Raw genomic sequence first — 24699 nt, 5'->3', positions numbered from 1 at the left:
CCCGAAAGCCTACCACATGGTCTGCTTGTAGGCGTCGTCCAGCCAGCGGTCGGTCGCCTCGGCCGAATCGGCCACCGCCAGCTGGTCGTGCAGAATCTGTCCGAGCGTCGGCAGTGTCGCGCGATCGTACCAGGTTTCCGGCTTCCACAGATCCGAGCGCATGAAGGCCTTGGCGCAATGCATGTAGGCGGCCTTGACGGAGACCACGACGACGCTTTGCGGTTGCTTACCGTCAACGGCGAGCCGTTCGCGCAAGGTCGCGTCGACGGTGATGCGCGCGTCGCCGTTGACGCGCAGCGTCTCGTTCATGCCGGGAATGAGGAACAGCAGCCCGACCGACGGGTTGAGCAGGATGTTTTCCAGCGTGTCCAGCCGGTTGTTGCCGGGCCGGTCGGGGATGGCGATGGTCCTGTCGTCGAGAACGGCGGCGAAGCCCGGTCTGTCGCCCTTCGGCGTCACATCGGCATTGCCGACGCCATCGGACGAACCGATCAGCACGAAGGGGCTCTTGCCGATGAAGGAGCGGCAATGGCCGTCAAGCGCCTTCAATTCCTTGCGGATCGAGCCATCGGTCGGTCGCGGCGTCTTGTAGATCGTCCTCAGTTCATCGCGCGTGGTGACGAATTCCATGGCCCTCTCCCCAGAGCTTTGTTTGACGCAATTGCCTGAGGGAAAGCGCTATGCGCTTTTCCTGGAATTGCGCTATTTGCCCGCCTTCTCTTCCTTCCCGGCCTTGTCCTCAAGCGAATGGCGCAGGATCAGCGGCATCTGGCTGAAGGTGAACAGGAGCGTGATTGGCATGATGCCCCAGACCTTGAAGGTAACCCAGGCGTCGGTGGAGAAATTCCGCCACACCACTTCATTGGCAAGGGCCAGGAACAGGAAGAACAGACCCCAGCGGAAGGTCAATTTCCTCCAGCCCTCGGCGTCGAGGCTGAAGGCCGAATCGAAGACATAGCCGAGCAGCGACTTGCCGAAGTAGAGGCCGCCGAGCAGCACGCCGCCGAACAGCGTGTTGACTATGGTCGGCTTCATCTTGATGAAGATGTCGTCCTGCAGATAGAGCGTCAGCGCGCCGAAGATGAAGACGACGACGCCGGACACCATCGGCATGATCGGCAAGGTGCGCATCAGCAGCCATGAGGCGATCAGCGCGATTGCCGTGGCGGCCATGAACAGGCCGGTGGCGACGAAGATCGGCCCGCCGAATTCGGCCAGGACAGGGAATTTCCCCACCAGCCACTCGCCGCGCGCATTGGCGAAGAAGAACACCATCAACGGCCCCAGCTCCAGCACCAGCTTGAGCAGCGGATTGACGCCTTCCTTCTTCTGCTTTTGCGGATCGGACGGATCGCGTTCGAGAATGGGTGGGTTCATAGGTTTTCTTTCTTACGCACAATCTGATCCAAAAAGCCTGCAACTTTTTGGGACATGCTTGTCAGGCAACTCCAGCGATCGCCCTGGCGAATTCGCTTGCCGAAAAAGGTTCGAGGTCGTCGACCTGTTCGCCGACGCCGATGAAATAGACCGGCAATTTGTGTTTTGCCGCGATCGCCACCAGAATACCGCCACGCGCCGTGCCGTCCAGCTTAGTCATCACCAGGCCGTTGACGCCGGCGACATTGCGGAAGATCTCGACCTGGTTGAGCGCGTTCTGGCCGGTTGTGGCGTCGACCGTCTGCAATACGGTGTGCGGTGCTTCCGGGTCTAGCTTGCCGAGCACGCGGACGATCTTTTCAAGCTCGGCCATCAGTTCGGTCTTGTTCTGCAGGCGGCCGGCGGTGTCGATGATCAGCACGTCGGAGCCGGCTTCCCTGGCCTTCTCGAAGGCGTCATAGGCCAGCCCCGCGGCGTCGGCGCCGAGCTTGGAAGCGATGACCGGCGATTTCGTCCGCTCGCCCCATATCTTCAATTGCTCGATCGCGGCGGCGCGGAACGTGTCGCCGGCAGCCAACATCACCGACAGGCCGCCATCGGTCAGCTTGGCAGCCAGCTTGCCGATGGTGGTGGTCTTGCCGGTGCCGTTGACGCCGACCACCAGGATGACATGCGGCTTGTGCGAGAGATCGAGCTCCAGCGGCATGGCGACGTGGGTCAGCACCTTTTCCACCTCGGCCGCCATGATGGCGCGAACCTCGGTGTCCGAGACATCCTTGCCATAGCGGCTGGAAGCCAGCGCGTCAGTGACGCGCAGGGCGGTCTCCATGCCGAGGTCGGCGCGGATCAGCACGTCCTCCAGGTCCTGCAAGGTCTCTTCGTCCAGCTTGCGCTTGGTGAAGACGCCGGCGATGTTGCCGGTGAGTTCGCGCGACGAGCGGGCAAGCCCGTCCCTCATGCGCTGGAACCACGAGCGCCTCGGTGCCGGTTCCGGTGCCTTCTGCGGCTCGGCTTTCTGCTCGACCTTCTTGGTGACAGTCACCTTGCCGGGAGCTGGTTTTACCTCCCCCTCGATGGGGGAGGTCCCGAGCGCAGCTCGGGGGTGGGGGTGACCAGCGCCGGCGCTGCCATCCCGCCCCGCCGCTTCGCGGCGACCCTCCCCATCGAGGGGAGGGTGGGGCGCTGGCGCGGCTTGGATCTCCGGCGCGATCTCGGCGCGCACCGGTTGCTGCTCGATCGGAGCCGGCTGGCGAATGGGCGGCGAAATCTCGGCCGGAGGGATTTTGGGTGCCGGCGTTTCGGCCGGAGCCTCGACCGGTGGCGCCGGCACTTCAACAGGCACAGGCTCCGGCTGTATCTGCGGTTGCGGCGGGACGATTTCCGGCCGCTCCGGCGCCGGAATTTCCGGCGGCTCTGGTTCGGGAATCGGCTCGGGCGCCACAGGCGCGGCCGGGATTTCCTCGGGCGCAGGCTCCTCGACGGGCGTTTCCGGTTCAACCGGCATAGGCTCTTCGACCGGGGCAGGCTCGGGCTGGATTTCCGGCTCGGGCGGAATGATCGGCGCCGGCTCGGGCGCCGGTTCCTCGACAGGCGCCGGTTCCGGCGCGGGAATTACGTTCGGCTCGACCGTCGGCGTCGGCGCTGTTTCGACCTCGGGCAGCGGCTCATCGCGCTTCAGAAACTCCGGAATAATCTGTTCGGAGGCCGGCTTGAGCGCATCGAGTGCTTCCCATTTGATCGGCGGCAGCGGCGCGGTCTCGTCGACGCGCTCCTCGACCACTTCTTTCTTGCCGAACGAAAATATCTTCTTGAAAAAACCAGCCATGCTTTGCGTTTCTCAGGCGGCGCGGGCGGCAAGCGGCACGGCGATCAGCCTGGTACCATCGTGGCCGGTGATGTCAGCCTCGATGATCTCGCCCGGCACGCCGGCACCGAGCGCGGCAAGCGTAAACCCTTCGGTGCGGCCAAGACCGTTGCGCTCGATCAGGATCGACTGGCGGGTTCCGGAGAGCGACGACAGATGGCGCCGATACGCAGCTTCACCGGCGGCACGCAGCCGGGCGGCGCGCTGCTTGACCAGTTCGCGCCGCACCTGCGGCATGCGCGCGGCGGGCGTGCCTTCGCGGGGGCTGAACGGGAAGACATGAAGATGCGTCAGTCCGCATTCCTCGACGATCTTTTCCGAATTTTCGAACATGTCATCCGTTTCGGTCGGAAAGCCCGCAATGATGTCGGCGCCGAAGACGATGCCGGGGCGCAGCTTGCGCACATCCTCGCAGAAGCGGATCGACTGATCGCGCAGATGCCGGCGCTTCATGCGCTTCAGGATCATGTCGTCGCCGGACTGCAGCGACAGATGCAAATGCGGCATCAGCCGCGGCTCGGTGGCGATGGCGTCGAGCAAATCGTCGTCGGCCTCGATCGAATCGATCGACGACAGCCGTAGGCGCTTCACGTCGGGCACCTGCTTGAGGATGGTCTTCACAAGCTTGCCGAGCTTCGGGGCGCCCGGAAGGTCGGCGCCAAAACTGGTCATGTCGACGCCGGTCAGCACGATTTCGGCATAGCCATTGCCGGCGAGGCGCTTGACCTGCTCGACCACGGCGCCCATCGGCACCGAACGAGAATTGCCGCGGCCGTAAGGGATGATGCAGAACGTGCAGCGGTGATCGCAGCCATTCTGAACCTGGACGAAGGCGCGCGCCCTGCCCTCGATGGCGTCGACCATGTGGCCGGCGGTCTCACGCACCGAAAAGATGTCGTTGACGCGTGCCTTCTCGGTGTCGTTGACGCCGAAATCCGGCAGTGCGCGATAGGAGTTCGCCTTCAGCTTCTCCTCATTGCCTAGCACGAGGTCGACCTCGTCCATGGCGGCGAAATTCTGTGGCTCGGTCTGCGCGGCGCAGCCGGTGACGATGATGCGCGCTGTGGGATTGTCGCGGCGCGCCTTCCGGATCGCCTGCTTGGCCTGACGCACCGCCTCGCCGGTCACGGCGCAGGTGTTGAAGATCACGGCGCCGCCTTCCAGTGCGCCAAGGCCGGCGCTTTCCGCCTCGCGGCGCATCACTTCGGACTCATAGGTGTTCAGCCGGCAGCCGAAGGTGACGACATCGATACCCTGGGAGGTCATCAGGCCGCGCTTTCGGTGTCGCGGGCCCAAATGCCGGTCGACGGATCGAAGCTGCCGGAAAACTCCCATTCGGCGGCACCGGTGAGGATGACGTGGTCATTTTCAAGCCATTCGACATGCAGCGAGCCGCCGCCTGGAGTCATCAGGCTGACGCTGCGGCCGGTCCGGTTGGTGCGGGCCGCCGCGACCACCGATGCGCATGCGGCCGAGCCGCAGGCCTTGGTCAGGCCGGCGCCGCGCTCCCAGGTGCGGATGACCATGGTGTCGGGCGAGGTGACCTCGGCGAGGGTAATGTTGGCGCGCTCGGGAAACATCGGATGGTTCTCGAGCAACGGCCCGAAGCGGTCGAGCTCATAGGACCAGACGTCGCGGTCGACCCAGAAGATGGCGTGCGGGTTGCCCATCGAGACGACCGAGGGCGAATGCAGAACCGGCGCGTCGATCGGGCCGATCTGCAGCTCGATCATGCGGGTGTCGTGGAATTCCTCGGCCAGCGGAATATCCTGCCAGTCGAAACGCGGTGTGCCCATGTCGACCGAGATCGACCCATCGGCATGTTCGCGCGCGTTGAGGATGCCGGCGACGGTCTCGAAGGTGAAGGCCTTCTGGCCGGTTTCGGCGGCCAGCGCCTGGACGACGCAGCGCATGCCGTTGCCGCAAGCCTGCGCCTTGGAGCCGTCGGAATTCAAGATGTCGATGAAAAAGGCGGTGCCTGGCGTCCTGGCGTCGTGGATCGCCATGATCTGGTCGAACCTGGTCGCGGCATCGGCGTTCAGCGCGATTGCCGCGGCTGCGGTCACCCGATCGGCACGGCTGCGCATATCGGCAACGATGATCTCGTTGCCGATGCCGTTCATCTTGGCGAAAGGGGCAGTGCTGGCCATTGCTCCGCGAATTCCGTGTCCGTTTGGCGCTATATGGCGGAAACGAGCAGGAATTACCAGTGCGGAGCAGGGTTACGTCACCGCGAAGATGCCGAGCATCACCAGCAGGAAGATGACCAGAACAATGCCGATGAGGATGCGCGCGCCGGTGGCGGCGGCTCCTGCCAGGGCCGGCATGCCGAGCAGGCTCGCCGCCGCGGCGACGATCAGCAGAATGATGATCCATTTGATCATGGAGAGGCTCCCAGCCAAATTGCGTTGGGGAAGCAACGCGTTCTAGCAATTTGGGTTCCTTGGCGGGCTGCTCGGCTAGATGGCTGGCACGTCCCAGACCTCGCCGGGCAGCAAGGCGCGAAAGCGCTGCCGCGGAATGCCTTGATCGTCGAGCGCCTCGGTCAATTTCCGGGCCGGCTCGTCGATCGGTTCGTCGGTGAGCTGGAAGGTGCCCCAGTGGCAGCCGGCGGCATAGGCGGCTTTGCACAATTTCATGCCGTGCACGGCCTCTTCCGGATTCTGATGCTGCGGCGCCATGAACCAGCGCGGCTCGTAGGCGCCGATCGGCAGGATGGCGAAACGGAAACCGCCATGCTTTGCAGCCATCAGCCGGTAGTTGATGCCATTGTGGAAGCCGGTGTCGCCGGCGAAATAGACGTTGCCATCCGGCGTCTCGATGACGAAGCCGGCCCACAGCGCCATGCGCCGGTCGCGGGCGCCACGCGCCGACCAGTGGTGCACCGGTTCGACATGGACGGCGACGCGGTCGCCTATCTCGACCCTGTCGCCCCAGTCATGCGCCGACAGCCGCATGCTGGGCACCGCATCGCCAATCAGCGCATCGTTGCCGAGCGGGGTGATCACCAGCGGGTCGTGACTGGCCTTCAGCCGCTTCAGCGTGGCGAGGTCGAGATGGTCGTAATGGTTGTGGCTGACCAGTACGAGGTCGATCGGCGGCAGGTCGGCGAAGGCGATGCCTGGCGGGTTGATCCGTTTCGGTCCGGCAAAGGAGAGGGGCGATACACGCGGCGACCAGACCGGATCAGTGAGGATGTTCAGGCCTGCGGTCTGGATCAGCATGGTGGAATGACCGACCATGGTTACTTGCAGCGCTGCGCCTTCGATCCGTGTCGCCGGTTTTACCTGCGGAAAGAGGTTCGGAGGGGGCGTCGGCCATTTCGAGCGCTTGCCGCTCAACTGCCATTTCAGCAGGTCGGCGAAACGACCGGGTGGCTGGCCGTCGGGATTGAAGAACAAGGTGCCGTCGAAATGATCGCTGGGCGGGCCGCTGTAGTAGCGGTTGGCAGCCCTCTTTCTCGCGGCCAATTTTGCAGCTCCAGCAGGTTTCGGTTTCCAAGAGATAGGACCAATGCCGGCCGGCGCAAGCATTTGGCTTGCCGGGCGCTTGGGCTGGGTACGGTGTGGCCAGATCCCGAAGGCTGGACCGACAGGCGACCGGTGACGCCGGGATTGCGATAAATTTGCAACAAATTTTGCCGCAAACCGTATTTTAACCATATCGGGTTGAAATTTCGCCACCTTCTCCATCTTGGTGGGGGTGAGATTGTACGGACGGCGCCCCCCAGCCGAATCCGACGGAGGTTGGAATGATTTTTTCGAAAAGCGGCCTGGTGGCCGTATCGCTGGCGGCGCTCGTTGCGAGCGGCTGTTCGACCTCACGGTTCTCGTCGATGGACGACCAGCAGCCGGCACCGCTGCAGCCGGCACCGGCCGGCCAGGTGACCGCCAACCAGCTGCCGCCGCCGGCAGCACCGGGCGCCACCGACCCGTCGAAATTCCCGACCGCGCCTGGGAATACGCAGGTTGCGTCCTTGCCGCCGGACGGCTCGGCGCCCGCCGGCGCCGCGGATCTGACCGCGGCCAGCGTCGCCGGTGTCTGGAATGCCAGCGTTTCGGGCCAGAGCTGCAAGGTGGCGACCCCGCAGACCAAGTTCGGTGCCGGCTTCCGCGCCGGGCCGTTGCACTGCCCGGCACCGATCGACGGCATCAAGTCGTGGAATGTCGCCGGCAAGCAGCTGACGCTCTATGACGAAAATGGCGGCGCGCTGGCGCGGCTCTATTCGTCGGGCGGCTCGAAATTCGACGGCCAGACTTCCAACGGCCAGGCGATTTCGCTTACAAGGTAGGCGACCGCCCCTTATTGGTTCTTACGCAATCCGGACGGAAAACCGCTACACACCTTTCCTGGGATTGCTCGACAACGACGTGACCGATGCATCTGCGTGACGGCCTCCAGACCCATGCGACCGTCAGGCAGCGCTACGACCATCTGGTGGAAACCGGCGCCATCGAACGCGATCCGGCGCAGGAACGGATCGCCGCCGCGCTGGACCGGCTGACCGACGAGATTTCGGCCAAGCGGCTGGCGCACAAGTCCAGCGCGCTTGGCTGGCTGTTCGCCCGCAAGCGCGAGACGCATGAGGCCGTCAAAGGCCTCTACATCCATGGCGGGGTCGGCCGCGGCAAGACCATGCTGATGGACATGTTCTTCGAGTTGCTGTCGGTGCGGCGCAAGCGCCGCGTCCATTTCAACGACTTCATGGCCGATGTGCAGGACCGCATCCAGAAGCACCGGCAGGCGCGCAGGGATGGCACGGTCAAGGAGGACGACCCGATTCCGCCGGTGGCCAAGGCGCTTGCCGAGCAGGCCTGGGTGCTGTGCTTCGACGAGTTCTCGGTCACCGACATTGCCGATGCGATGATCCTGTCGCGGCTGTTTTCGGCGCTGTTTGCCAGCGGCGTGGTGCTGGTCGCCACCTCGAACGTGGCGCCGGAGAATCTCTATGGTGACGGCCTGAACCGCCAGCTTTTCCTGCCTTTCATCGGCATCCTGGAGCGGCATGCGCGGGTGCTGTCGCTCGACGCCGACAAGGACTACCGGCTGGAGAAGCTCGTCCGCACGCCGGTCTATGTCACGCCGGCCGATGCGACGGCCGACGAGATGCTCGACGAGGCCTGGCAAACCATGACGCGCGGCGTGCCGACGGCCGAGACCTCACTGACCCTCAAGGGACGGCAAGTGGTCGTGCCGGCTGCCGCCGGCGACGCGGCGCGGTTTTCCTTCGCCGATCTCTGCGAAAAGCCGCTTGGCGCCCGCGATTTCCTGGCAATCGCCGGCCGCTTCTCGACCATCTTCATCGATCACGTCCCGGTGCTCGGCGAAGGCAAGCGCAACGAGGCCAAGCGCTTCATCCTGTTGATCGACACGCTCTACGATCATCATGCGCGGCTGGTGGTCAGCGCCGCGGCCCCGCCGCCGCAGCTTTATCAAGCCAAACGCGGGGTCGAGGTCTTCGAGTTCGAACGCACCGCATCACGCCTAATCGAGATGCAAAGCCGCGACTGGCTGGAGGATTGGGCGGAACGGCGCAACGCGAAGGCAGCGCCAGAGGCAGAGCAGGCACGGGCCTGAGATAGTTCTTCGGAAGGTCGCGATCCCTGCCCCTCGTCTGTCTCGCCGGCGCCAAAGATCTAAAGCGCATACAGATACATCACGAAATCTTCTGCCGGCCCATGCGGCTCTTTGCGCGACTCATAGAGCGCGCGGGCAGGCACATTGCCCGGCTCGGTGCCGACCCAGGCCTCCTCGCAGCCATGCTCGCGGCCAATCGCAAACATCGCGTCGAGCATGTCTCGCGCGATGCCCTGGCGCTGGAAGGCCGGCGAGACGCCGACCTCGTCTATATAGAGTTCGCTGACCTTGTCGGGGTGGCGGTGGATGACTGCGGCGCATTGCCCGACGACCACGCCGTCGGCGAGCGCCACGATCATGAAATGGCCGGGTTCGTGGAGATAGGATGCCAGCCGATCCGGCCTGACCGGCTCGTCGAAGACGTCCTCGGCGACCTGCATCACAAGGGCGTCATCGCCCGGAAATAGCCTTCGGATTTCCATCTTCATTGTGTAAATTCTCTCAAGTCGGCTTACAAACTTTGACGTTTACGTAAATCCCAATCTATCTAACCGATTGAAAATGCTAGCTTCGAAATAATCGATTGAATTTATCTTGCACCAAGGCTATTTGGTGCGGCGAAAATCCGCGGGTTCCTCGCAGCATTCCGGCCTCTTCCTCGACGCCGCCAACCAAGTCGCCAAGGACTTAGGCGCCGTCACTGACAAAGGGAAAACATCCTGACATGGCACGCAACAAGATAGCGCTTATCGGCTCTGGCATGATCGGCGGCACGCTCGCCCACATGATCGGTCTCAAGGACCTCGGCGACGTCGTGCTGTTCGATATTGCCGAGGGTATCCCGCAAGGCAAGGGGCTCGATATCGCGCAGTCGTCGCCGGTCGATGGCTTCGACAGCCGTCTCACCGGCGTCAACGACTATGCCGGCATCGAGGGTGCCGACGTCTGCATCGTCACCGCCGGCGTGCCGCGCAAGCCGGGCATGAGCCGCGACGACCTGCTCGGCATCAATCTCAAAGTCATGGAACAGGTCGGCGCCGGCCTGAAGAAGTATGCGCCGAAGGCCTTCGTCATCTGCATCACCAACCCGCTCGACGCCATGGTCTGGGCGCTGCAGAAGTTCTCGGGCCTGCCCAAGAGCCATGTCGTCGGTATGGCCGGCGTGCTCGACAGTTCGCGCTTCCGCTATTTCCTGGCCGAGGAATTCAAGGTCTCGGTCGAGGACGTCACCGCCTTCGTGCTCGGCGGCCATGGCGATTCCATGGTGCCGATGATCCGCTATTCGACGGTTTCCGGCATCCCGCTGCCCGACCTGATCAAGATGGGCTGGACGTCGAAGGAAAAGCTCGACCAGATCGTCCAGCGCACCCGCGACGGCGGCGCCGAGATCGTCGGCCTGCTCAAGACCGGCTCGGCCTATTACGCGCCGGCCGCCTCGGCTATCTCGATGGCGGAAGCCTATCTCAAGGACAAGAAGCGCGTGCTGCCGTGCGCGGCGTATCTTTCCGGCCAGTATGGCGTCAAGAACACCTATGTCGGCGTGCCCGTGGTGATCGGCGCCGGCGGCGTCGAGCGCATTATCGAGATCGACCTCAACAAGAGCGAGCAGAAGATGTTCGACGCTTCGGTGGCGACGGTGCAGGGCCTGACCGAGGCCTGCGTCAAGATCGCGCCGCAGCTCGCCTCGAAGTAACCCCCAGCAGTCGACCCGGAGACATCGAAGATGAACATCCATGAGTATCAGGGCAAGGCGCTGCTGAAGGGCTTTGGCGCGCCGGTGGCCGAAGGCGTGCCGGTGTTCAAGGCGAGCGAGGCGGAAGCCGCCGCCAAGGCGCTGCCCGGCCCGCTCTATGTGGTGAAGAGCCAGATCCATGCCGGCGGCCGTGGCAAGGGCAAGTTCAAGGAACTCGGCCCTGATGCCAAGGGTGGCGTCAGGCTGGCGAAGTCGGTGGCCGACGTGGTCGCCAACGCCAACGAAATGCTTGGCCATACGCTTGTGACCAAGCAGACCGGCCCGGCCGGCAAGCAGGTCAACCGCCTCTATATCGAAGACGGCGCTGACATCGACCGAGAGCTCTATCTGTCGATCCTGGTCGACCGCTCGGTCGGCCGCGTTGCCTTCGTCGTCTCGACGGAAGGCGGCATGGACATCGAGGCGGTCGCGCACGACACGCCGGAAAAGATCATCACCGTCGCCATCGACCCGGAAAAGGGCGTCACAGCGGCCGATCTGAAGGCGCTCAACGGCGCGCTGAAGCTCGACGGCGACGCCGGCCGGGATGGCGATACGCTGTTCCCGATCCTCTACAAGGCCTTTGTCGAGAAGGACATGAGCCTGCTCGAAGTCAACCCGCTGATCGTCATGAAGAACGGCCGGCTGCGCGTGCTCGACGCAAAAGTGTCGTTCGACAACAACGCGCTGTTCCGCCATCCCGACGTGCTCGAACTGCGCGACACCACTGAAGAGGACGAGAAGGAGATCGAGGCGTCGAAATACGACCTCGCCTATGTGGCGCTCGACGGCAATATCGGCTGCATGGTCAACGGCGCCGGCCTCGCCATGGCGACGATGGACATCATCAAGCTCTATGGCGCCGAACCGGCCAACTTCCTCGATGTCGGCGGCGGTGCGTCGAAGGAGAAGGTGACGGCTGCGTTCAAGATCATCACCAAGGATCCGGCGGTCAAGGGCATCCTGATCAACATCTTCGGCGGCATCATGAAGTGCGACATCATCGCCGAGGGCGTGATTGCCGCGGTCAAGGAAGTCGGCCTGGAAGTGCCGCTGGTGGTGCGCCTGGAAGGCACCAATGCCGAGCTCGGCAAGAAGATCATCAACGACAGCGGCCTCAACGTGGTGTCGGCAGATGATCTCGACGACGCGGCCAAGAAGATCGTGGCGGCGGTGAAGGGATAATGCAGCGCATACTGACGATCGTGACTCTCGGTGTGAGCTGAGCTGGAGAATACAGGGTGGAACAGGACGTCACGCAAAGCTTGCTCGGATACATCATCGCTTGGTTGCCGATGGCAGTTTTTCTGGTGATCTGGATCTGGGGCCTTGTCACACTAAAGCAGTATGTACGGGCCCGGGAACTCGTCGGCCACGACAATGCAGCCGCTATTCGTGAACTCGGCGAGACGAATCGAGAAATTGTAGCCGCGCTGCGCGACCTGAAAACAGAACTTCAAGGACGAAAGTCATAGGATGCCTCCGCGCAAGATAAACCTGGTCGAGGCGGCGGACGCGAAGATCAACAAGGTCTTCGATCCGCATATTGCCGGCGACGTCAACGACAGCCAGGCGAAAGTCGCCAAGTTCGGCGAGGTCTTCGACTGGCACGCGCATGACAATGAGGACGAGGCCTTCCTCGTGCTGCGCGGCCGCATCGCCATCGATTTCCGCGACGGGCCGGTCGAGCTCGGCGAGGGCGACTTCATGGTCGTGCCGCGCGGCGTCGAGCACCGGCCGCGTTCGCTCAGCAAGGAACCGGTGGTGCTTATGTTCGAGCCGGCGACGACGCTCAACACGGGCAACGCCAAGAGCGACCTCACCGTCGCCGACCTGAAGCGGCTCTGACCATGAACGCGGCCTCCTTCTCTTCGCTCTCGTCCGACCACCAGCGCTTGCAATTGCTGGTCGGTATGTGGCGAGGCGAGGAAGATGTGGCGGCCACGCAATGGACCGATGCCGGCACAGCGACGGCCGAAGCAGTTGCCGTGGCTGAATTTGGCGGCCTGTTCGTGGTGCAGCGCTATCGCCAGCGCCGCGACGGCACGGTGTCGTTCGGCGCGCACAGCGTGTTCGGCTTCGACCAGCAAAGCAGCGTCGTAACCATGCATCAATTCGACTCGATGGGCTTTGTGCCAGCCGCACCGGCTACAGGCACCTGGGATGGCAATACGCTGACGCTGCTGCGCTCGTCGCCGCGCGGGTCGGCCCGGGTTACCTACGATTTCGACAGCAATGACAGTTACCGCATGCGACTGCAGTTCCAACCCGCCGGCAGCGATGTTTGGCAAGACATGGTGAGCGGCGTCTACAGCCGTGTCTCACCTTCCTCGATCAACGATTTCTAAGAAAAAGGGCCACCATGTCCATTCTCGTCGACAAGAACACCAAGGTGCTGGTGCAGGGCCTGACCGGCAAGACCGGTACGTTTCACACCGAACAGGCGCTGGCCTATCACGGCACCAAGATGGTCGGCGGCATCCATCCCAAGAAGGGTGGCGAGACCTGGACCGGCTCGAAGGGCGAGAGCCTGCCGATCTTCGCCACCGTCGCCGAGGGCAAGGAAAAGACCGGCGCCAACGCTTCGGTCGTCTATGTGCCGCCGGCGGGCGCCGCCGAAGCGATCCTGGAAGCGATCGAGGCCGAGATCCCGCTGATCATCTGCATCACCGAAGGCATTCCGGTGATGGACATGATCAAGGTCAAGGCGCGGCTCGACCGCTCGACCTCGCGGCTGATCGGCCCGAACTGCCCGGGCGTGCTCACCCCCAACGAATGCAAGATCGGCATCATGCCGGGAAACATCTTCCGCAAGGGCTCGGTCGGCGTTGTTTCGCGCTCGGGAACACTTACCTATGAGGCTGTGTTCCAGACCACCAATGTCGGCCTCGGCCAGACCACCGCCGTCGGCATTGGCGGCGACCCTGTCAAGGGCACCGAATTCATCGACATGCTGGAAATGTTCCTCGCCGATGACGAGACCAAGTCGATCATCATGATCGGCGAGATCGGCGGTTCGGCCGAGGAAGACGCCGCGCAGTTCCTCAAGGACGAAGCCAAGCGCGGCCGCAAGAAGCCGATGGCCGGCTTCATCGCCGGCCGTACGGCGCCGGCCGGCCGCACCATGGGTCATGCGGGCGCGGTCATCTCCGGCGGTAAGGGCGGCGCCGAGGACAAGATCGCGGCGATGGAATCGGCCGGGATAAAAGTTTCGCCCTCGCCTGCCCGGCTGGGCACGACGCTGGTCGAGGCGATCAAGGGTTAAGTGAGTAGCGAGTAGTGAATAGCGAATAGGAAACGGAGTAACGGCGCGACCTGGGGAAAATCCCTACTCGCTATTCGCTACTCACTATTCGCTCTGACAAGGAGACGAAGCCAAGGCTTCGATAGAGACATGGCAAGACAAGATCAGGCCAACGACCAATTTTCGCTCACTTCATTCCTCTATGGCGGCAACGCCGATTACATCGACGCGCTCTATGCCGCCTATGAGGACGATCCAGCCTCGGTCAATCCCGAATGGCAGGAGTTCTTCGCCGGGCTGAAGGACGACGCCGGCGACGTGCGCAAGAACGCCAAGGGCGCCTCCTGGGCCAAGCCCTCGTGGCCGCTGCAGGCCAATGGCGAACTGGTGTCGGCGCTCGACGGCAACTGGGGCATCGTCGAGAAGCATCTGGAAAAGAAGGTCAAGGACAAGGCGGTCACCAACGGCATCATCCTTTCCGACGCCGACGTGCACCAGGCGACGCGCGATTCGGTGCGCGCCATCATGATGATCCGCGCCTACCGCATGCGCGGCCATCTGCACGCCAATCTCGACCCGCTCGGCATCGCCAAGCCGCTCGAGGACTACAACGAATTGTCGCCAGAGAATTACGGCTTCACCGCCGCCGACTACGACCGGCCGATCTTCCTCGACAATGTGCTCGGGCTCGAATTCGGCACCATCCGGCAGATGCTGGAGATCCTGACGCGCACCTATTGCTCGACGCTGGGCGTCGAGTTCATGCATATTTCCGATCCCGAGGAAAAGGCCTGGATCCAGGCGCGCATCGAGGGCGCCGACAAGGAGATCTCCTTCACCGCCACCGGCAAGAAGGCGATCCTGCAGAAGCTGGTCGAGGCCGAAGGCTTCGAGCAATTCATCGACGTCAAGTACAAGGGCACCAAGCGCTTCGGCCTTGATGGCAGTGAATCGCTGATCCCGGCGCTGGAGCAGATCGTCAAGCGCGGCGGCCAGCTCGGCATGAAAGAGATCGTGCTTGGCATGGCGCATCGCGGCCGGCTGAACGTGCTCTCCCAGGTGATGGCCAAGCCGCACCGCGCCATCTTCCACGAGTTCAAGGGCGGTTCGGCTGCTCCCGACGAGGTCGAAGGTTCGGGCGACGTCAAGTACCATCTCGGCGCCTCGTCGGACCGCGAGTTCGACGGCAACAAGGTGCATCTGTCCTTGACTGCCAATCCCTCGCACCTGGAAATCGTCGATCCGGTGGTGATGGGCAAGGCCCGCGCCAAGCAGGACTATCTGTTCGGCCGCAGCCGCGAGGAGATCGTGCCGCTGGAAGAGCGCGCCAAGGTGCTGCCGCTGCTGCTGCACGGCGATGCCGCCTTCGCCGGCCAGGGTGTGATCGCCGAAATCCTCGGCCTGTCGGGCCTGCGCGGCCATCGCGTTGCCGGCACGCTGCATTTCATCATCAACAACCAGATCGGCTTCACCACCAATCCGCGGTTCTCGCGCTCGTCGCCCTATCCGTCTGATGTGGCCAAGATGATCGAAGCGCCGATCTTCCACGTCAATGGCGACGATCCGGAAGCCGTGGTGCATGCCACCAAGGTGGCGATCGAATTTCGCATGAAGTTCCACAAGCCGGTCGTGGTCGACATGTTCTGCTACCGCCGCTTCGGCCATAATGAGGGCGACGAACCGGCCTTCACCCAGCCGATCATGTACCGCAACATCCGCACCCACAAGACGACGGTGCAGATCTATGGCGACCGGCTGATCGCCGAGGGCCACATCACCCAGGCCGAACTCGACCAGTTGAAGGCCGACTGGCGGGCGCATCTGGAATCCGAGTGGGAAGTCGGCCAGAGCTATAAGCCTAACAAGGCCGACTGGCTGGACGGCGCCTGGTCGGGCCTGCGCACGGCCGACAACCAGGACGAACAGCGGCGCGGCAAGACCGCCGTGCCGGTCAAGACGCTGAAGGAAATCGGCAAGAAGCTGACCGAGGTGCCGAAGGATTTCGAGGCGCACAAGACGATCATCCGCTTCCTCGAGAACCGCCGCCAGGCGATCGAGTCCGGCGAAGGCATCGACTGGTCGACGGCCGAGGCGCTGGCCTTCGGCGCCATCCTGCTCGACGGCAATCCGATCCGCCTATCGGGCCAGGATTCCGAACGCGGCACCTTCTCGCAGCGCCATTCCGTGCTCTACGACCAGCGCGACGAGACCCGCTACATCCCGCTCAACAATCTGTCGGCGGCGCAGGCCGGCTACGAAGTCATCAACTCGATGTTGTCGGAAGAGGCGGTGCTGGGCTTCGAATATGGCTACAGCCTGGCCGAGCCGAAGGCGCTGACCTTGTGGGAGGCGCAGTTCGGCGACTTCGCCAACGGCGCCCAGGTGGTGTTCGACCAGTTCATCTCGTCGGGCGAGCGCAAGTGGCTCCGAATGTCGGGCCTCGTCTGCCTCTTGCCGCATGGCTATGAAGGCCAGGGACCGGAGCATTCCTCGGCCCGGCTCGAGCGCTTCCTGCAGCTTTGCGCCGAAGACAACATGCAAGTGGCCAACTGCACGACGCCGGCTAACTATTTCCACATCCTGCGCCGGCAGTTGAAGCGCGACTTCCGCAAGCCGCTGATCCTGATGACGCCGAAGTCGCTGCTGCGCCACAAGCGGGCGGTGTCGACGCTGCCGGAAATCTCCGGCGAAAGCTCGTTCCACCGGCTGTTGTGGGACGATGCCCAGCTGCTTCCCAACCAGGCGATCAAACTCACCAAGGATTCGAAGATCCGCCGCGTCGTGCTGTGCTCGGGCAAGGTCTATTACGACCTCTACGAGGAGCGCGAGAAGCGCGGCATCAACGACATCTATCTGCTGCGCGTCGAACAGCTCTATCCGTTCCCGGCCAAGGCGCTGATTACGGAACTGTCGCGTTTCCGCAATGCAGAGATGGTGTGGTGCCAGGAAGAGCCCAAGAACATGGGCGCCTGGTCGTTCATCGACCCCTATCTGGAATGGGTGCTGGCGCATATCGACGCCAAGCATCAGCGGGTGCGCTACACCGGCCGCCCGGCGGCCGCCTCGCCGGCGACCGGACTGATGTCGAAGCACCTTGCCCAGCTCGCCGCCTTGCTCGAAGACGCGCTCGGTGAATAGAAGAGACTCGGGTGAATAGAACAGATCTGGGCGAATAACTCAGGAAGAAACGGACAGGCACAATGGCTACCGAAATCCGCGTTCCCACGCTCGGCGAATCCGTCACCGAAGCGACCGTCGGCAAATGGTTCAAGAAGGTCGGCGACACGATCGCCGCCGATGAACCGCTGGTCGAGCTCGAGACCGACAAGGTGACGGTGGAGGTGCCTGCCGCCGCCGCCGGCACGCTGGGCGAGATCACCGTCAAGGAAGGTGAGACGGTCGGCGTCGGCGCGTTGCTGGGTTCGATTTCGGCGGGTGGCGATGCCGCCGCACCAGCGACCAAGCCACAGGCGGTGTCGCAGGCCTCGTCGCCGGATGCGGCATCGACCGGCAAGCAGGCCGCGGCCGAAACCGCCAAGATCGCCGGCGACGCCGGCGCGGTCGAGCCGCGCAGCATGCCACCGGCCCCGGCCGCGGCAAAACTGATCGCCGAGAACAATCTCGCCGTCGACCAGCTCTCCGGCTCGGGCAGGCGCGGCCAGGTGCTGAAGGGCGACGTGCTCGACGCGATCTCGAAGGGCGCGCCGTCACAGCCGGCCGAGACCCCCAGGGCAGCGCCGGCGCCGGTTGCGGTGCGGGCGCCGTCCTCGGGCGACGATGCGTCGCGCGAGGAGCGCGTGCGCATGACCAAATTGCGCCAGACCATAGCGCGCCGGCTCAAGGAAGCGCAGTCGACCGCCGCCATGCTGACCACCTTCAACGAGGTCGACATGAGCGCGGTGATGGCGCTCCGGACCAAGTACAAGGACGTGTTCGAGAAGAAGCACGGCGTGAAGCTCGGCTTCATGGGCTTCTTCACCAAGGCCGTCACCCACGCCTTGAAGGAAATCCCCTCGGTCAATGCCGAGATCGACAGCACCGACATCATCTTCAAGAACTATGCCCATATCGGCGTCGCCGTCGGCACCGAAAAGGGGCTGGTCGTGCCCGTCGTGCGCGATGCCGACCAGATGTCGATCGCCGAGATCGAGAAGGAGATCGGCCGCCTGGGCATCGCCGCGCGCGACGGCAAGCTGTCGGTCGCCGACATGCAGGGCGGCACGTTTACGATATCCAACGGTGGCGTCTACGGGTCGCTGATGTCGACGCCGATCCTCAACGCGCCGCAGTCGGGCATTTTGGGCATGCACAAGATCCAGGACCGGCCGGTGGTGGTCGGTGGCCAGATCGTGATCCGGCCGATGATGTATCTGGCGCTCAGCTACGATCACCGCATCGTCGACGGCAAGGAAGCGGTGACCTTCCTGGTCCGCGTCAAGGAAAGCCTGGAGGATCCGGAACGGCTGGTTCTGGATCTGTGAGCGGAGCTGATCCGCAATGAGCGGCTGGCTGGAGCAGTTGGGGTTCAAGCTGGGCCGTGGGCTACGGATCTTACGGCGTGAGCCGTGGACCTCTATGTCCACGGCGGCGGTGGTGTCGGCCGAATGGGATCCGGCGCAGGCGAGCAGCAATCTCGGCCTCTTCGACCTGAGCGATGCGCAAATGGCGGAGCGCGAGATAACCGTCACGGTGATCGGCGAGCTGGATTTACCGACAGGCGAAATTGTCGCCTGCGATCCCCTGACTACCGGAACAGACTGGCCAGCGTTAAGCCGCAAGGTCAGACCGGGGCGCTACCCGGTATCGTTGCTTGAGGCACAAGGCCGTATTGCTGCAGCAGTCCTGCGCTTCCGGCCCGGCAGGCCGTTTCGCTGGGAGCTGGCAACCTTGCCCGATCAGGATGCATCGACCCTGAAGGGCAACGAGGTATTTGGATATCCCGTCGATGCCGGTCTTGGTTCGTTCATGGACAAGATGGCAATGGCGTTGATGTCCGAGCAGCAGGACAAGCTTGAAGCCAAGCAGAATTACTATGACGACGTCCTGGCGGCCGAGTTTGCGCCCAACCAGGATCGGTTCGCGATGCATCACCCCGTTGTCGGCAATCCCCTCAACATTGCGATGTTCTGGAGCGGCTGGGGTGACGGAATCTATCCATCGTTCTGGGGACTCAGCGCGGCTGGCGAGCCGCTGCTGCTGATGACCGACTTTGAAGTGCTTGAAAACGCCGATGGCCGCGAGAGCCAGTAGGTCGCCGCGATGCAAAGCCCCTTGTCGTCCGCCATCGCATGCCTAGCGGGATCTCTGGCTGTTTTGTTCACCGGGACCGCCACAATCGCAGCCTGCCCGATCGAACTCGCCGTCTATGGCGAGGCCCAAAGCGGCAGTGAGATCGATTTTAGCCCGACCGGCACCTCGGCGACCGTCACCAACAGCTTCCGGATGATCCTCGACAACAATGTGGTGCTGAACGGCATCGTCATGTGGAACGAGGGCGTGTCGCGGCCCAACGGCGTGCTGATGTACAAATGCCCCGAGGGCGACGTCACCGGCGAGGAGCTTGCCGCCTGCACGGCCTGGCACGGTGTCATCTACACGTCGGACGACAAGGGCAGCATCGGCCTGCTGCCTGCCGAAGGCGTCGAGGCGCCGAAGACGCTGATCCTGCCGGATCTTGGGCAGTCGTTGCGTCAATCGTCGGCCTATGGCGGCAATGGATTTTCGAAAGTGCCGTGGGATGTGTTTGCCTTGAAGGGGTGCCAGGAATGACCGATACGCAAAAGGTGCTGCTGGTCACCGGCGGCAGCCGCGGCATCGGCGCCGCGATCTGCCGGCTCGGCTCGAAGGCCGGCTACCGCGTCGCGGTCAACTACGCTGCGAACAAGGACGCCGCCGATGCGCTGGTCGCAGAGATCCAGGCCGCCGGCGGCGACGCTCTTGCCGTCAAGGGCGATGTCGGCGTCGAGGCCGATATCGTTGCCATGTTCGGTGCCGTCGACCGCGCCTATGGCCGGCTCGATGCCTTCGTCAACAATGCCGGCATCGTCGACGCCAAGGCTCGCGTCGACGAGATGGATTTTTCGCGGCTGGAGCGCATGATGCGGATCAATGTCGTCGGTTCGTTCCTGTGCGCCCGCGAGGCGGTCAAGCGCATGTCGACCCGTCACGGCGGCAAGGGTGGCGCTATCGTCAACATCTCGTCGGCTGCGGCGGTGCTTGGCGCCGCGGACAACTATGTCGACTATGCTGCCTCCAAGGGCGCCATTGACACGTTCACCATCGGGCTCGCCCGCGAGGTGGCACTGGAAGGCATCCGCGTCAATGCGGTGCGCCCGGGCATCATCGATACGGACATCCATGCCTCCGGCGGACAGCCGGACCGGGTGGCACTCATCCAGGATACGCTTCCGATGAAAAGAGCCGGAACGGCTGATGAAGTCGCTGGTGCGGTTCTCTATCTTTTATCCGACGCCGCGTCCTATACGACGGGCGCGATCCTGAATGTAAGCGGCGGCCGCTGAGCCCCAATCAAGAAGGACAGTATCATGGCTTATGACGTCGTTATCATCGGATCGGGACCGGGCGGCTATGTCTGCGCCATCAAGGCGGCGCAGCTCGGGCTGAAGACGGCGGTGGTCGAGAAGAACGCGACCTTCGGCGGCACCTGCCTCAACATCGGCTGCATTCCGTCCAAGGCGCTGCTTTATGCCTCCGAGATGTTCGCCGAGGCGGGCCACTCCTTCGACACGCTCGGTGTCGAGATATCAGCGCCGAAATTGAATCTGAAGAAGATGATGGCGCACAAGGACGCGACAGTGGCGTCGAACGTCAACGGCGTCGCCTTCCTGTTCAAGAAGAACAAGATCGACAGCTTCCGCGGCACCGGCAAGGTGATCGCCGCGGGCAAAGTCTCGGTGACCGGCGAGGACGGCAAGGTCGAGGAGATCGAGACCAAGAACATCGTCATCGCCACCGGTTCGGATGTCGCCGGCATTCCCGGCGTCAAGGTCGACATCGACGAGAAGGTGATCGTGTCGTCGACCGGCGCGCTGTCGCTGGAGAAAGTGCCCGGTCATCTGGTGGTGGTCGGCGGCGGTGTCATCGGCCTCGAGCTCGGCTCTGTGTGGGCGCGGCTTGGCGCCAAGGTCACCGTCGTCGAATTCCTCGACACCATCCTGGGTGGCATGGACGGCGAGGTCTCCAAGCAGTTCCAACGAATGCTGTCGAAGCAGGGTTTCGAGTTCAAGCTCGGCGCCAAGGTCACCGGTGTCGCCAAGGCCAAGAAGGGCGCGACCGTCACCTTCGAGCCGGTCAAGGGCGGTGCTGCCGAGACCATCGAGGCCGACGCGGTGCTGATCGCCACCGGGCGCCGCGCCTATTCCGACACTCTCGGGCTCAAGGAAGCCGGCGTCGAGGTCGACGAGCGTGGCCGGGTCACGACCGATGGCCATCTCAGAACCAACGTGCCCGGCATCTACGCCATCGGCGATGTCATCGCCGGGCCGATGCTGGCACACAAGGCCGAGGACGAGGGCGTGGCGGTGGCGGAAACCATCGCCGGCCAGACCGGCCATGTGAACTATGACGTCATTCCGAGCGTCGTCTACACCAGTCCGGAAATCGCCTCGGTCGGCAAGACCGAGGAGGAGCTGAAGAAGGCGGGCATCGACTACAAGGCGGGAAAATTCCCCTTCACCGCCAATGGCCGGGCGCGCGCGATGCTGCACACCGACGGTTTCGTCAAGATCCTCGCCGACAAGGCAAGCGACCGCGTGCTCGGCGTCCATATCGTCGGCTTCGGCGCCGGCGAGATGATCCACGAGGCCGCCGTGCTGATGGAGTTCGGCGGCTCGTCCGAGGATCTCGCCCGAACCTGCCATGCACACCCGACGATGTCGGAAGCGGTCAAGGAGGCGGCGCTGGCGACCTTCTTCAAGCCGATCCACATATAAAGGCCTTTCATAAACTCTACTCCGGCGGCCATCCGGTGAGGTTTTCTCCGCTTCCGGTGCTCACGGACCCAAACGTCCGCTGCGCTCCGGTTCTCGAAAACCACGCCAGCTGACTCACCGGAGCGAGTTTCTGGAAAGGCCTTTAAGGCGGCCCGCACAAAGCAGAACGGCCCGCCTTTTGGCGGGCCGTTCGTATTTGATATCGAGCCTGATCAGTTGGCCGGTGCGGCAGGAGCCGGCGCAGGCGCTGGAGCCGGTGCGGGCGCTGGGGCAGGCGCCGCGGGAGCGGGCGCGGCCGGAGCCGGTTCGGCTGGCTTCATAGGTTCTGCAGGAGCCGGTGCAGGTGCCGGTGTGCTGGCCGCCGGCGCCTCGGCAGGTGCCGGATGCTCACCGCCGCTTCTTCCGAAAACATAATACGCGACAACCGCCAGAATAACGACGACCAGAACAATCAGCCAGGTGCTGCCACCGCCGCTTGGGCGAGGAGCGTTGGTGGACGAATTGAACGGGTCGTTTGGATTCGGTGTGTTCGCCATAAAAGTGTCCTCCGTGGATGAAAAACATCAAACAACAGCCATCAACGCGTTACCGTCGAATGGGTTTCACACTAGTCGAGGAAAACGCCGAAAACGCGACGCCCGGATCCTCCACCACCATGCGGCGACTCAGTTGACAGCGGTGACAGTATAGCCGGCTTTGCGGAAATCCTCGACCAGGCCTTCGGGACCGGGAAGGTGGAGGGCTCCGACCGCCATGAAGGCATTGCCCCTGGCCAGGATCGGCTGGGCATGATCTACCATCACCTTGTTGCGGCTGGTGATCATGGTTTCCTCGAACGCGGCATAGCCTGCGGGGTCGTCCTGCTCATTGGGCATGGCCGCACGGAACAGTGGCCAGAACATACCGGTGTCGCCGCGCTGGTAGAGAACGATCATGGTTTCGTTGATGTCGTTGACCTTGTCGCCCAGCTTCAGCGTGTCGACCAGCCCCTTCATGTGAAAGGCCAGTGGCAAAGAGGCCATGGCGCGCAATTGGCTGGCAGCCGTTTCCAGTCCCTCAACCGGCTTGCCGGCGGCCTTGGCACCTTCCGCCAGCTTGACGTCGAGCACCGGGGCGCCGCCGGACTGTCGGGCGAGTTCGCAAGCCGGAAGCGCCATCATGGCCGAGAGCATCCACGGCTTCATCTTGGCGACGGTTGCCGGCGGGATGCCGCGCGCGTCGAGTGCGGCATTCATGGCCGCCGCATCGTCGGGCGACAGCAATGACGACAGCGTCGTGGAGTCGGTGAACATCATCAGATCCGGCTCCTTGAGCATCGCCGCCATCATCTGCTGCTTGTCGAGCACGTCGGTGGTTTCGATGACGATGGTGGCGGCGGCGTCATAGGCCTTCTGCGCGGCCGGCGGCAGCGCGGTGACGCGCGGGTCGGTCATGTGCATGGTGCCGAACAGGAAGGACGGCTTTTCGCCCGGCTTCTCCAGCTTCCACAGCAGGCCCTTGCCGTTCGGCGTGGCGGCGGCTTCAGTCTCGATCTTCTGATAGGCCGACGGATCGCTCTTCTGCAAGGCAGACAGCATGTCGGCGCCGGTGCAGGTGGGGATCTCGGCATGCGCCCTGCCGGCCGCGAGCAGCAAGACGGCAAGGAACGACAGGAAAAACAGGACATTGAGCGCGACAAGCAGCTTCAGCGACACGGAAGCTGCACGGTCGGCGATGGCGATGACGCGTTTCATGACGCTGTCTTCATGTTTGACCATGACCTTTTCCGAAAACCGGGTCCCACTTTTCGGGATCATGGTCAGGTCTAGGCGCAAAAAGCGGCAAAACGGTTAATCGGCACTGCAAAATTGTCTTTGACCGGCTAGTGCGCCGGTGCGCTTGACACTAACTCAGGCGCGGGGATGAGCAGACTCATAAATTTCGAGCAGCCTGGCAGTGTCGACGCCGGTGTAGATCTGCGTCGTCGACAGGCTGGCGTGGCCTAGGAGCTCCTGGATGGTGCGCAAATCGCCGCCGCGGCCGAGCAGATGCGTGGCGAAGGAATGGCGCAGAGCGTGCGGCGTCGCGGTATGGGGCAGGTTGAGCGCCGAGCGCAGCTTGGCCATGTCGCGCTGGACGATGGCCGGGTTGAGCGGGCCGCCGCGCGCGCCGCGAAACAAAAGGCCCTTCGGGTCGAGATGATAGGGGCAGAGCCGGCGGTATTCGGCGATCGCCCGCAGCGCCACCGGCAGCACCGGCACCAGCCGCGTCTTGCCGCCCTTGCCGGTGACGCGCAGCACGGTGTCGGTCGCCAATGCCAGATCGGCGGCGGCGAGGCCGAGCGCCTCGGAAATGCGCAGGCCGGAGCCGTAGAGCAGCGTCAGCACGGCGGCGTTGCGGGCTGCGATCCACGGCTCTTCCGCCAGTTGGCCTTCGACGGAAACGACATGCTTGGCATCGCTTGCCGTCAGTGGCTTGGGCAGCGATTTGGGCTGGCGCGGCGCGCGCAAGGCTGCCGCACCGGCCGCGTTGACGAGGCCACGCCGTTCGAGGAACCGCAGCAGCGAACGTATGCCGGCCAGGCCGCGGCCAAGCGTGCGGGCGCCGGCGCCGGCGTTGCGGCGGGCGGCGAGGAAGCCGCGCAGATCGGCCGGGCGCAGATTGGCGATGTCCGAAATGCCGGGCGAGCCGCCACAATGGCCGGTGAGGAAATGCAGGAACTGCCGCGTGTCGCGCTCATAGGCCTCGACGGTCTCCGCCGACAGCCGGCGCTCGCGCGCCAGCATCTTCAGCCAGCTTTCACGCGCCGCCTGGAGGTCGGGTTTTGCCGGGATGAGGAATTCCTGCATGGTGTGCTTCCAATCTTGCTTCATGCGTGCCGTTGTCCCCAAACTGGAGCCACCTTTGGGCGACATGCATCAGCCGCCATTTTCCGGCAGCCGGGTTAGGAAGCGGTGAAGAGCCATGTCATTGA

At 63.6% G+C, this 24699-nt stretch carries 24 protein-coding genes; 14 read left to right on the top strand and 10 right to left on the bottom strand.

The genetic code is table 11. The features are described 5' to 3' along the window. Positions 1-9 precede the first annotated feature (9 nt). From AC1DZP_RS22025 to AC1DZP_RS21995, 7 genes are all read right to left on the bottom strand, one after another. Positions 10-630 (bottom strand): pyridoxamine 5'-phosphate oxidase family protein, encoded by a 621-nt coding sequence (locus tag AC1DZP_RS22025; protein WP_477305359.1) that lies wholly within the window; start codon positions 628-630, stop codon positions 10-12. 72 nt (positions 631-702) lie between these two features. Continuing rightward, positions 703-1377: a septation protein A gene (locus AC1DZP_RS22020; RefSeq protein ID WP_184872615.1), complete on the bottom strand. Its 675-nt coding sequence runs from the start codon at positions 1375-1377 to the stop codon at positions 703-705. Between the two features lie 61 nt (positions 1378-1438). After that, a complete protein-coding gene (gene ftsY, locus AC1DZP_RS22015) occupies positions 1439-3202 on the bottom strand; it encodes a signal recognition particle-docking protein FtsY (protein WP_477305357.1) in 1764 nt (587 codons plus the stop codon). A 12-nt stretch (positions 3203-3214) separates the two neighbouring features. Beyond that, positions 3215-4507 carry a tRNA (N(6)-L-threonylcarbamoyladenosine(37)-C(2))-methylthiotransferase MtaB gene (mtaB, locus tag AC1DZP_RS22010; protein WP_477305355.1) on the bottom strand — a complete coding sequence of 431 codons (1293 nt, stop codon included), beginning with the start codon at positions 4505-4507 and terminating at the stop codon, positions 3215-3217. Continuing rightward, a complete protein-coding gene (dapF, locus tag AC1DZP_RS22005; protein ID WP_477305353.1) occupies positions 4507-5391 on the bottom strand; it encodes a diaminopimelate epimerase in 885 nt (294 codons plus the stop codon). The genes mtaB and dapF overlap by 1 nt, the downstream gene beginning before the upstream one ends. A gap of 72 nt (positions 5392-5463) precedes the next feature. Next, positions 5464-5625, bottom strand: coding sequence for a DUF1328 family protein (locus AC1DZP_RS22000; RefSeq protein ID WP_184872611.1), 162 nt, complete (start codon positions 5623-5625; stop codon positions 5464-5466). 75 nt (positions 5626-5700) lie between these two features. Beyond that, positions 5701-6711, bottom strand: coding sequence for an MBL fold metallo-hydrolase (locus AC1DZP_RS21995; RefSeq protein ID WP_477305351.1), 1011 nt, complete (start codon positions 6709-6711; stop codon positions 5701-5703). 281 nt (positions 6712-6992) lie between these two features. Here AC1DZP_RS21995 and AC1DZP_RS21990 point away from each other — a divergent pair, with 281 nt between their 5' ends. Next, positions 6993-7532: a protease inhibitor Inh/omp19 family protein gene (locus tag AC1DZP_RS21990; RefSeq protein WP_184872609.1), complete on the top strand. Its 540-nt coding sequence runs from the start codon at positions 6993-6995 to the stop codon at positions 7530-7532. A gap of 86 nt (positions 7533-7618) precedes the next feature. Further along, positions 7619-8818 (top strand): cell division protein ZapE, encoded by a 1200-nt coding sequence (gene zapE, locus AC1DZP_RS21985; protein ID WP_477305349.1) that lies wholly within the window; start codon positions 7619-7621, stop codon positions 8816-8818. Between the two features lie 59 nt (positions 8819-8877). On the opposite strand, the gene AC1DZP_RS21980 is transcribed toward zapE, so the two are convergent. After that, the gene (locus AC1DZP_RS21980) at positions 8878-9306 is read right to left on the bottom strand and encodes an N-acetyltransferase family protein (protein WP_477305347.1); all 429 of its coding nucleotides are present in this window, start codon (positions 9304-9306) and stop codon (positions 8878-8880) included. A 236-nt stretch (positions 9307-9542) separates the two neighbouring features. Here AC1DZP_RS21980 and mdh point away from each other — a divergent pair, with 236 nt between their 5' ends. From mdh to lpdA, 12 genes are all read left to right on the top strand, one after another. After that, positions 9543-10511 (top strand): malate dehydrogenase, encoded by a 969-nt coding sequence (gene mdh / locus AC1DZP_RS21975; RefSeq protein ID WP_095084011.1) that lies wholly within the window; start codon positions 9543-9545, stop codon positions 10509-10511. A 30-nt stretch (positions 10512-10541) separates the two neighbouring features. Beyond that, a complete protein-coding gene (gene sucC, locus AC1DZP_RS21970) occupies positions 10542-11735 on the top strand; it encodes an ADP-forming succinate--CoA ligase subunit beta (RefSeq protein ID WP_477305345.1) in 1194 nt (397 codons plus the stop codon). Between the two features lie 56 nt (positions 11736-11791). Next, the gene (locus tag AC1DZP_RS21965; RefSeq protein WP_477305343.1) at positions 11792-12025 is read left to right on the top strand and encodes a hypothetical protein; all 234 of its coding nucleotides are present in this window, start codon (positions 11792-11794) and stop codon (positions 12023-12025) included. A 1-nt stretch (position 12026) separates the two neighbouring features. Then, complete coding sequence (locus tag AC1DZP_RS21960; protein WP_477305341.1) at positions 12027-12398, top strand: cupin domain-containing protein; 372 nt, start codon at positions 12027-12029, stop codon at positions 12396-12398. Between the two features lie 2 nt (positions 12399-12400). Beyond that, the gene (locus AC1DZP_RS21955) at positions 12401-12898 is read left to right on the top strand and encodes a DUF1579 family protein (protein WP_477305339.1); all 498 of its coding nucleotides are present in this window, start codon (positions 12401-12403) and stop codon (positions 12896-12898) included. Between the two features lie 14 nt (positions 12899-12912). Continuing rightward, positions 12913-13815 carry a succinate--CoA ligase subunit alpha gene (gene sucD, locus AC1DZP_RS21950; RefSeq protein ID WP_378921365.1) on the top strand — a complete coding sequence of 301 codons (903 nt, stop codon included), beginning with the start codon at positions 12913-12915 and terminating at the stop codon, positions 13813-13815. Positions 13816-13944: 129 nt separating this feature from the next. Continuing rightward, a complete protein-coding gene (locus AC1DZP_RS21945; RefSeq protein ID WP_477305337.1) occupies positions 13945-16932 on the top strand; it encodes a 2-oxoglutarate dehydrogenase E1 component in 2988 nt (995 codons plus the stop codon). Positions 16933-16994: 62 nt separating this feature from the next. Continuing rightward, on the top strand, positions 16995-18275 hold the full coding sequence (odhB, locus tag AC1DZP_RS21940) for a 2-oxoglutarate dehydrogenase complex dihydrolipoyllysine-residue succinyltransferase (protein WP_477305335.1): 1281 nt from the start codon (positions 16995-16997) through the stop codon (positions 18273-18275). Positions 18276-18291: 16 nt separating this feature from the next. Then, positions 18292-19044, top strand: coding sequence for a DUF4241 domain-containing protein (locus AC1DZP_RS21935; protein ID WP_477305333.1), 753 nt, complete (start codon positions 18292-18294; stop codon positions 19042-19044). A 9-nt stretch (positions 19045-19053) separates the two neighbouring features. Beyond that, positions 19054-19563: a hypothetical protein gene (locus tag AC1DZP_RS21930; protein ID WP_477305331.1), complete on the top strand. Its 510-nt coding sequence runs from the start codon at positions 19054-19056 to the stop codon at positions 19561-19563. Then, positions 19560-20315 carry an SDR family oxidoreductase gene (locus tag AC1DZP_RS21925; protein ID WP_477305329.1) on the top strand — a complete coding sequence of 252 codons (756 nt, stop codon included), beginning with the start codon at positions 19560-19562 and terminating at the stop codon, positions 20313-20315. The genes AC1DZP_RS21930 and AC1DZP_RS21925 overlap by 4 nt, the downstream gene beginning before the upstream one ends. A gap of 24 nt (positions 20316-20339) precedes the next feature. Continuing rightward, on the top strand, positions 20340-21746 hold the full coding sequence (lpdA, locus tag AC1DZP_RS21920) for a dihydrolipoyl dehydrogenase (protein ID WP_477305327.1): 1407 nt from the start codon (positions 20340-20342) through the stop codon (positions 21744-21746). Positions 21747-22411: 665 nt separating this feature from the next. Here lpdA and AC1DZP_RS21915 read toward each other — a convergent pair. After that, positions 22412-23479: a TraB/GumN family protein gene (locus tag AC1DZP_RS21915; protein ID WP_477305700.1), complete on the bottom strand. Its 1068-nt coding sequence runs from the start codon at positions 23477-23479 to the stop codon at positions 22412-22414. Positions 23480-23635: 156 nt separating this feature from the next. Continuing rightward, positions 23636-24574, bottom strand: coding sequence for a tyrosine recombinase XerC (locus tag AC1DZP_RS21910; RefSeq protein ID WP_477305698.1), 939 nt, complete (start codon positions 24572-24574; stop codon positions 23636-23638). Positions 24575-24699 lie beyond the last annotated feature (125 nt).

This window comes from Mesorhizobium sp. P2_F8, from assembly GCF_056403655.1.
This window is presented reverse-complemented; position numbering and strand designations above follow the sequence as displayed.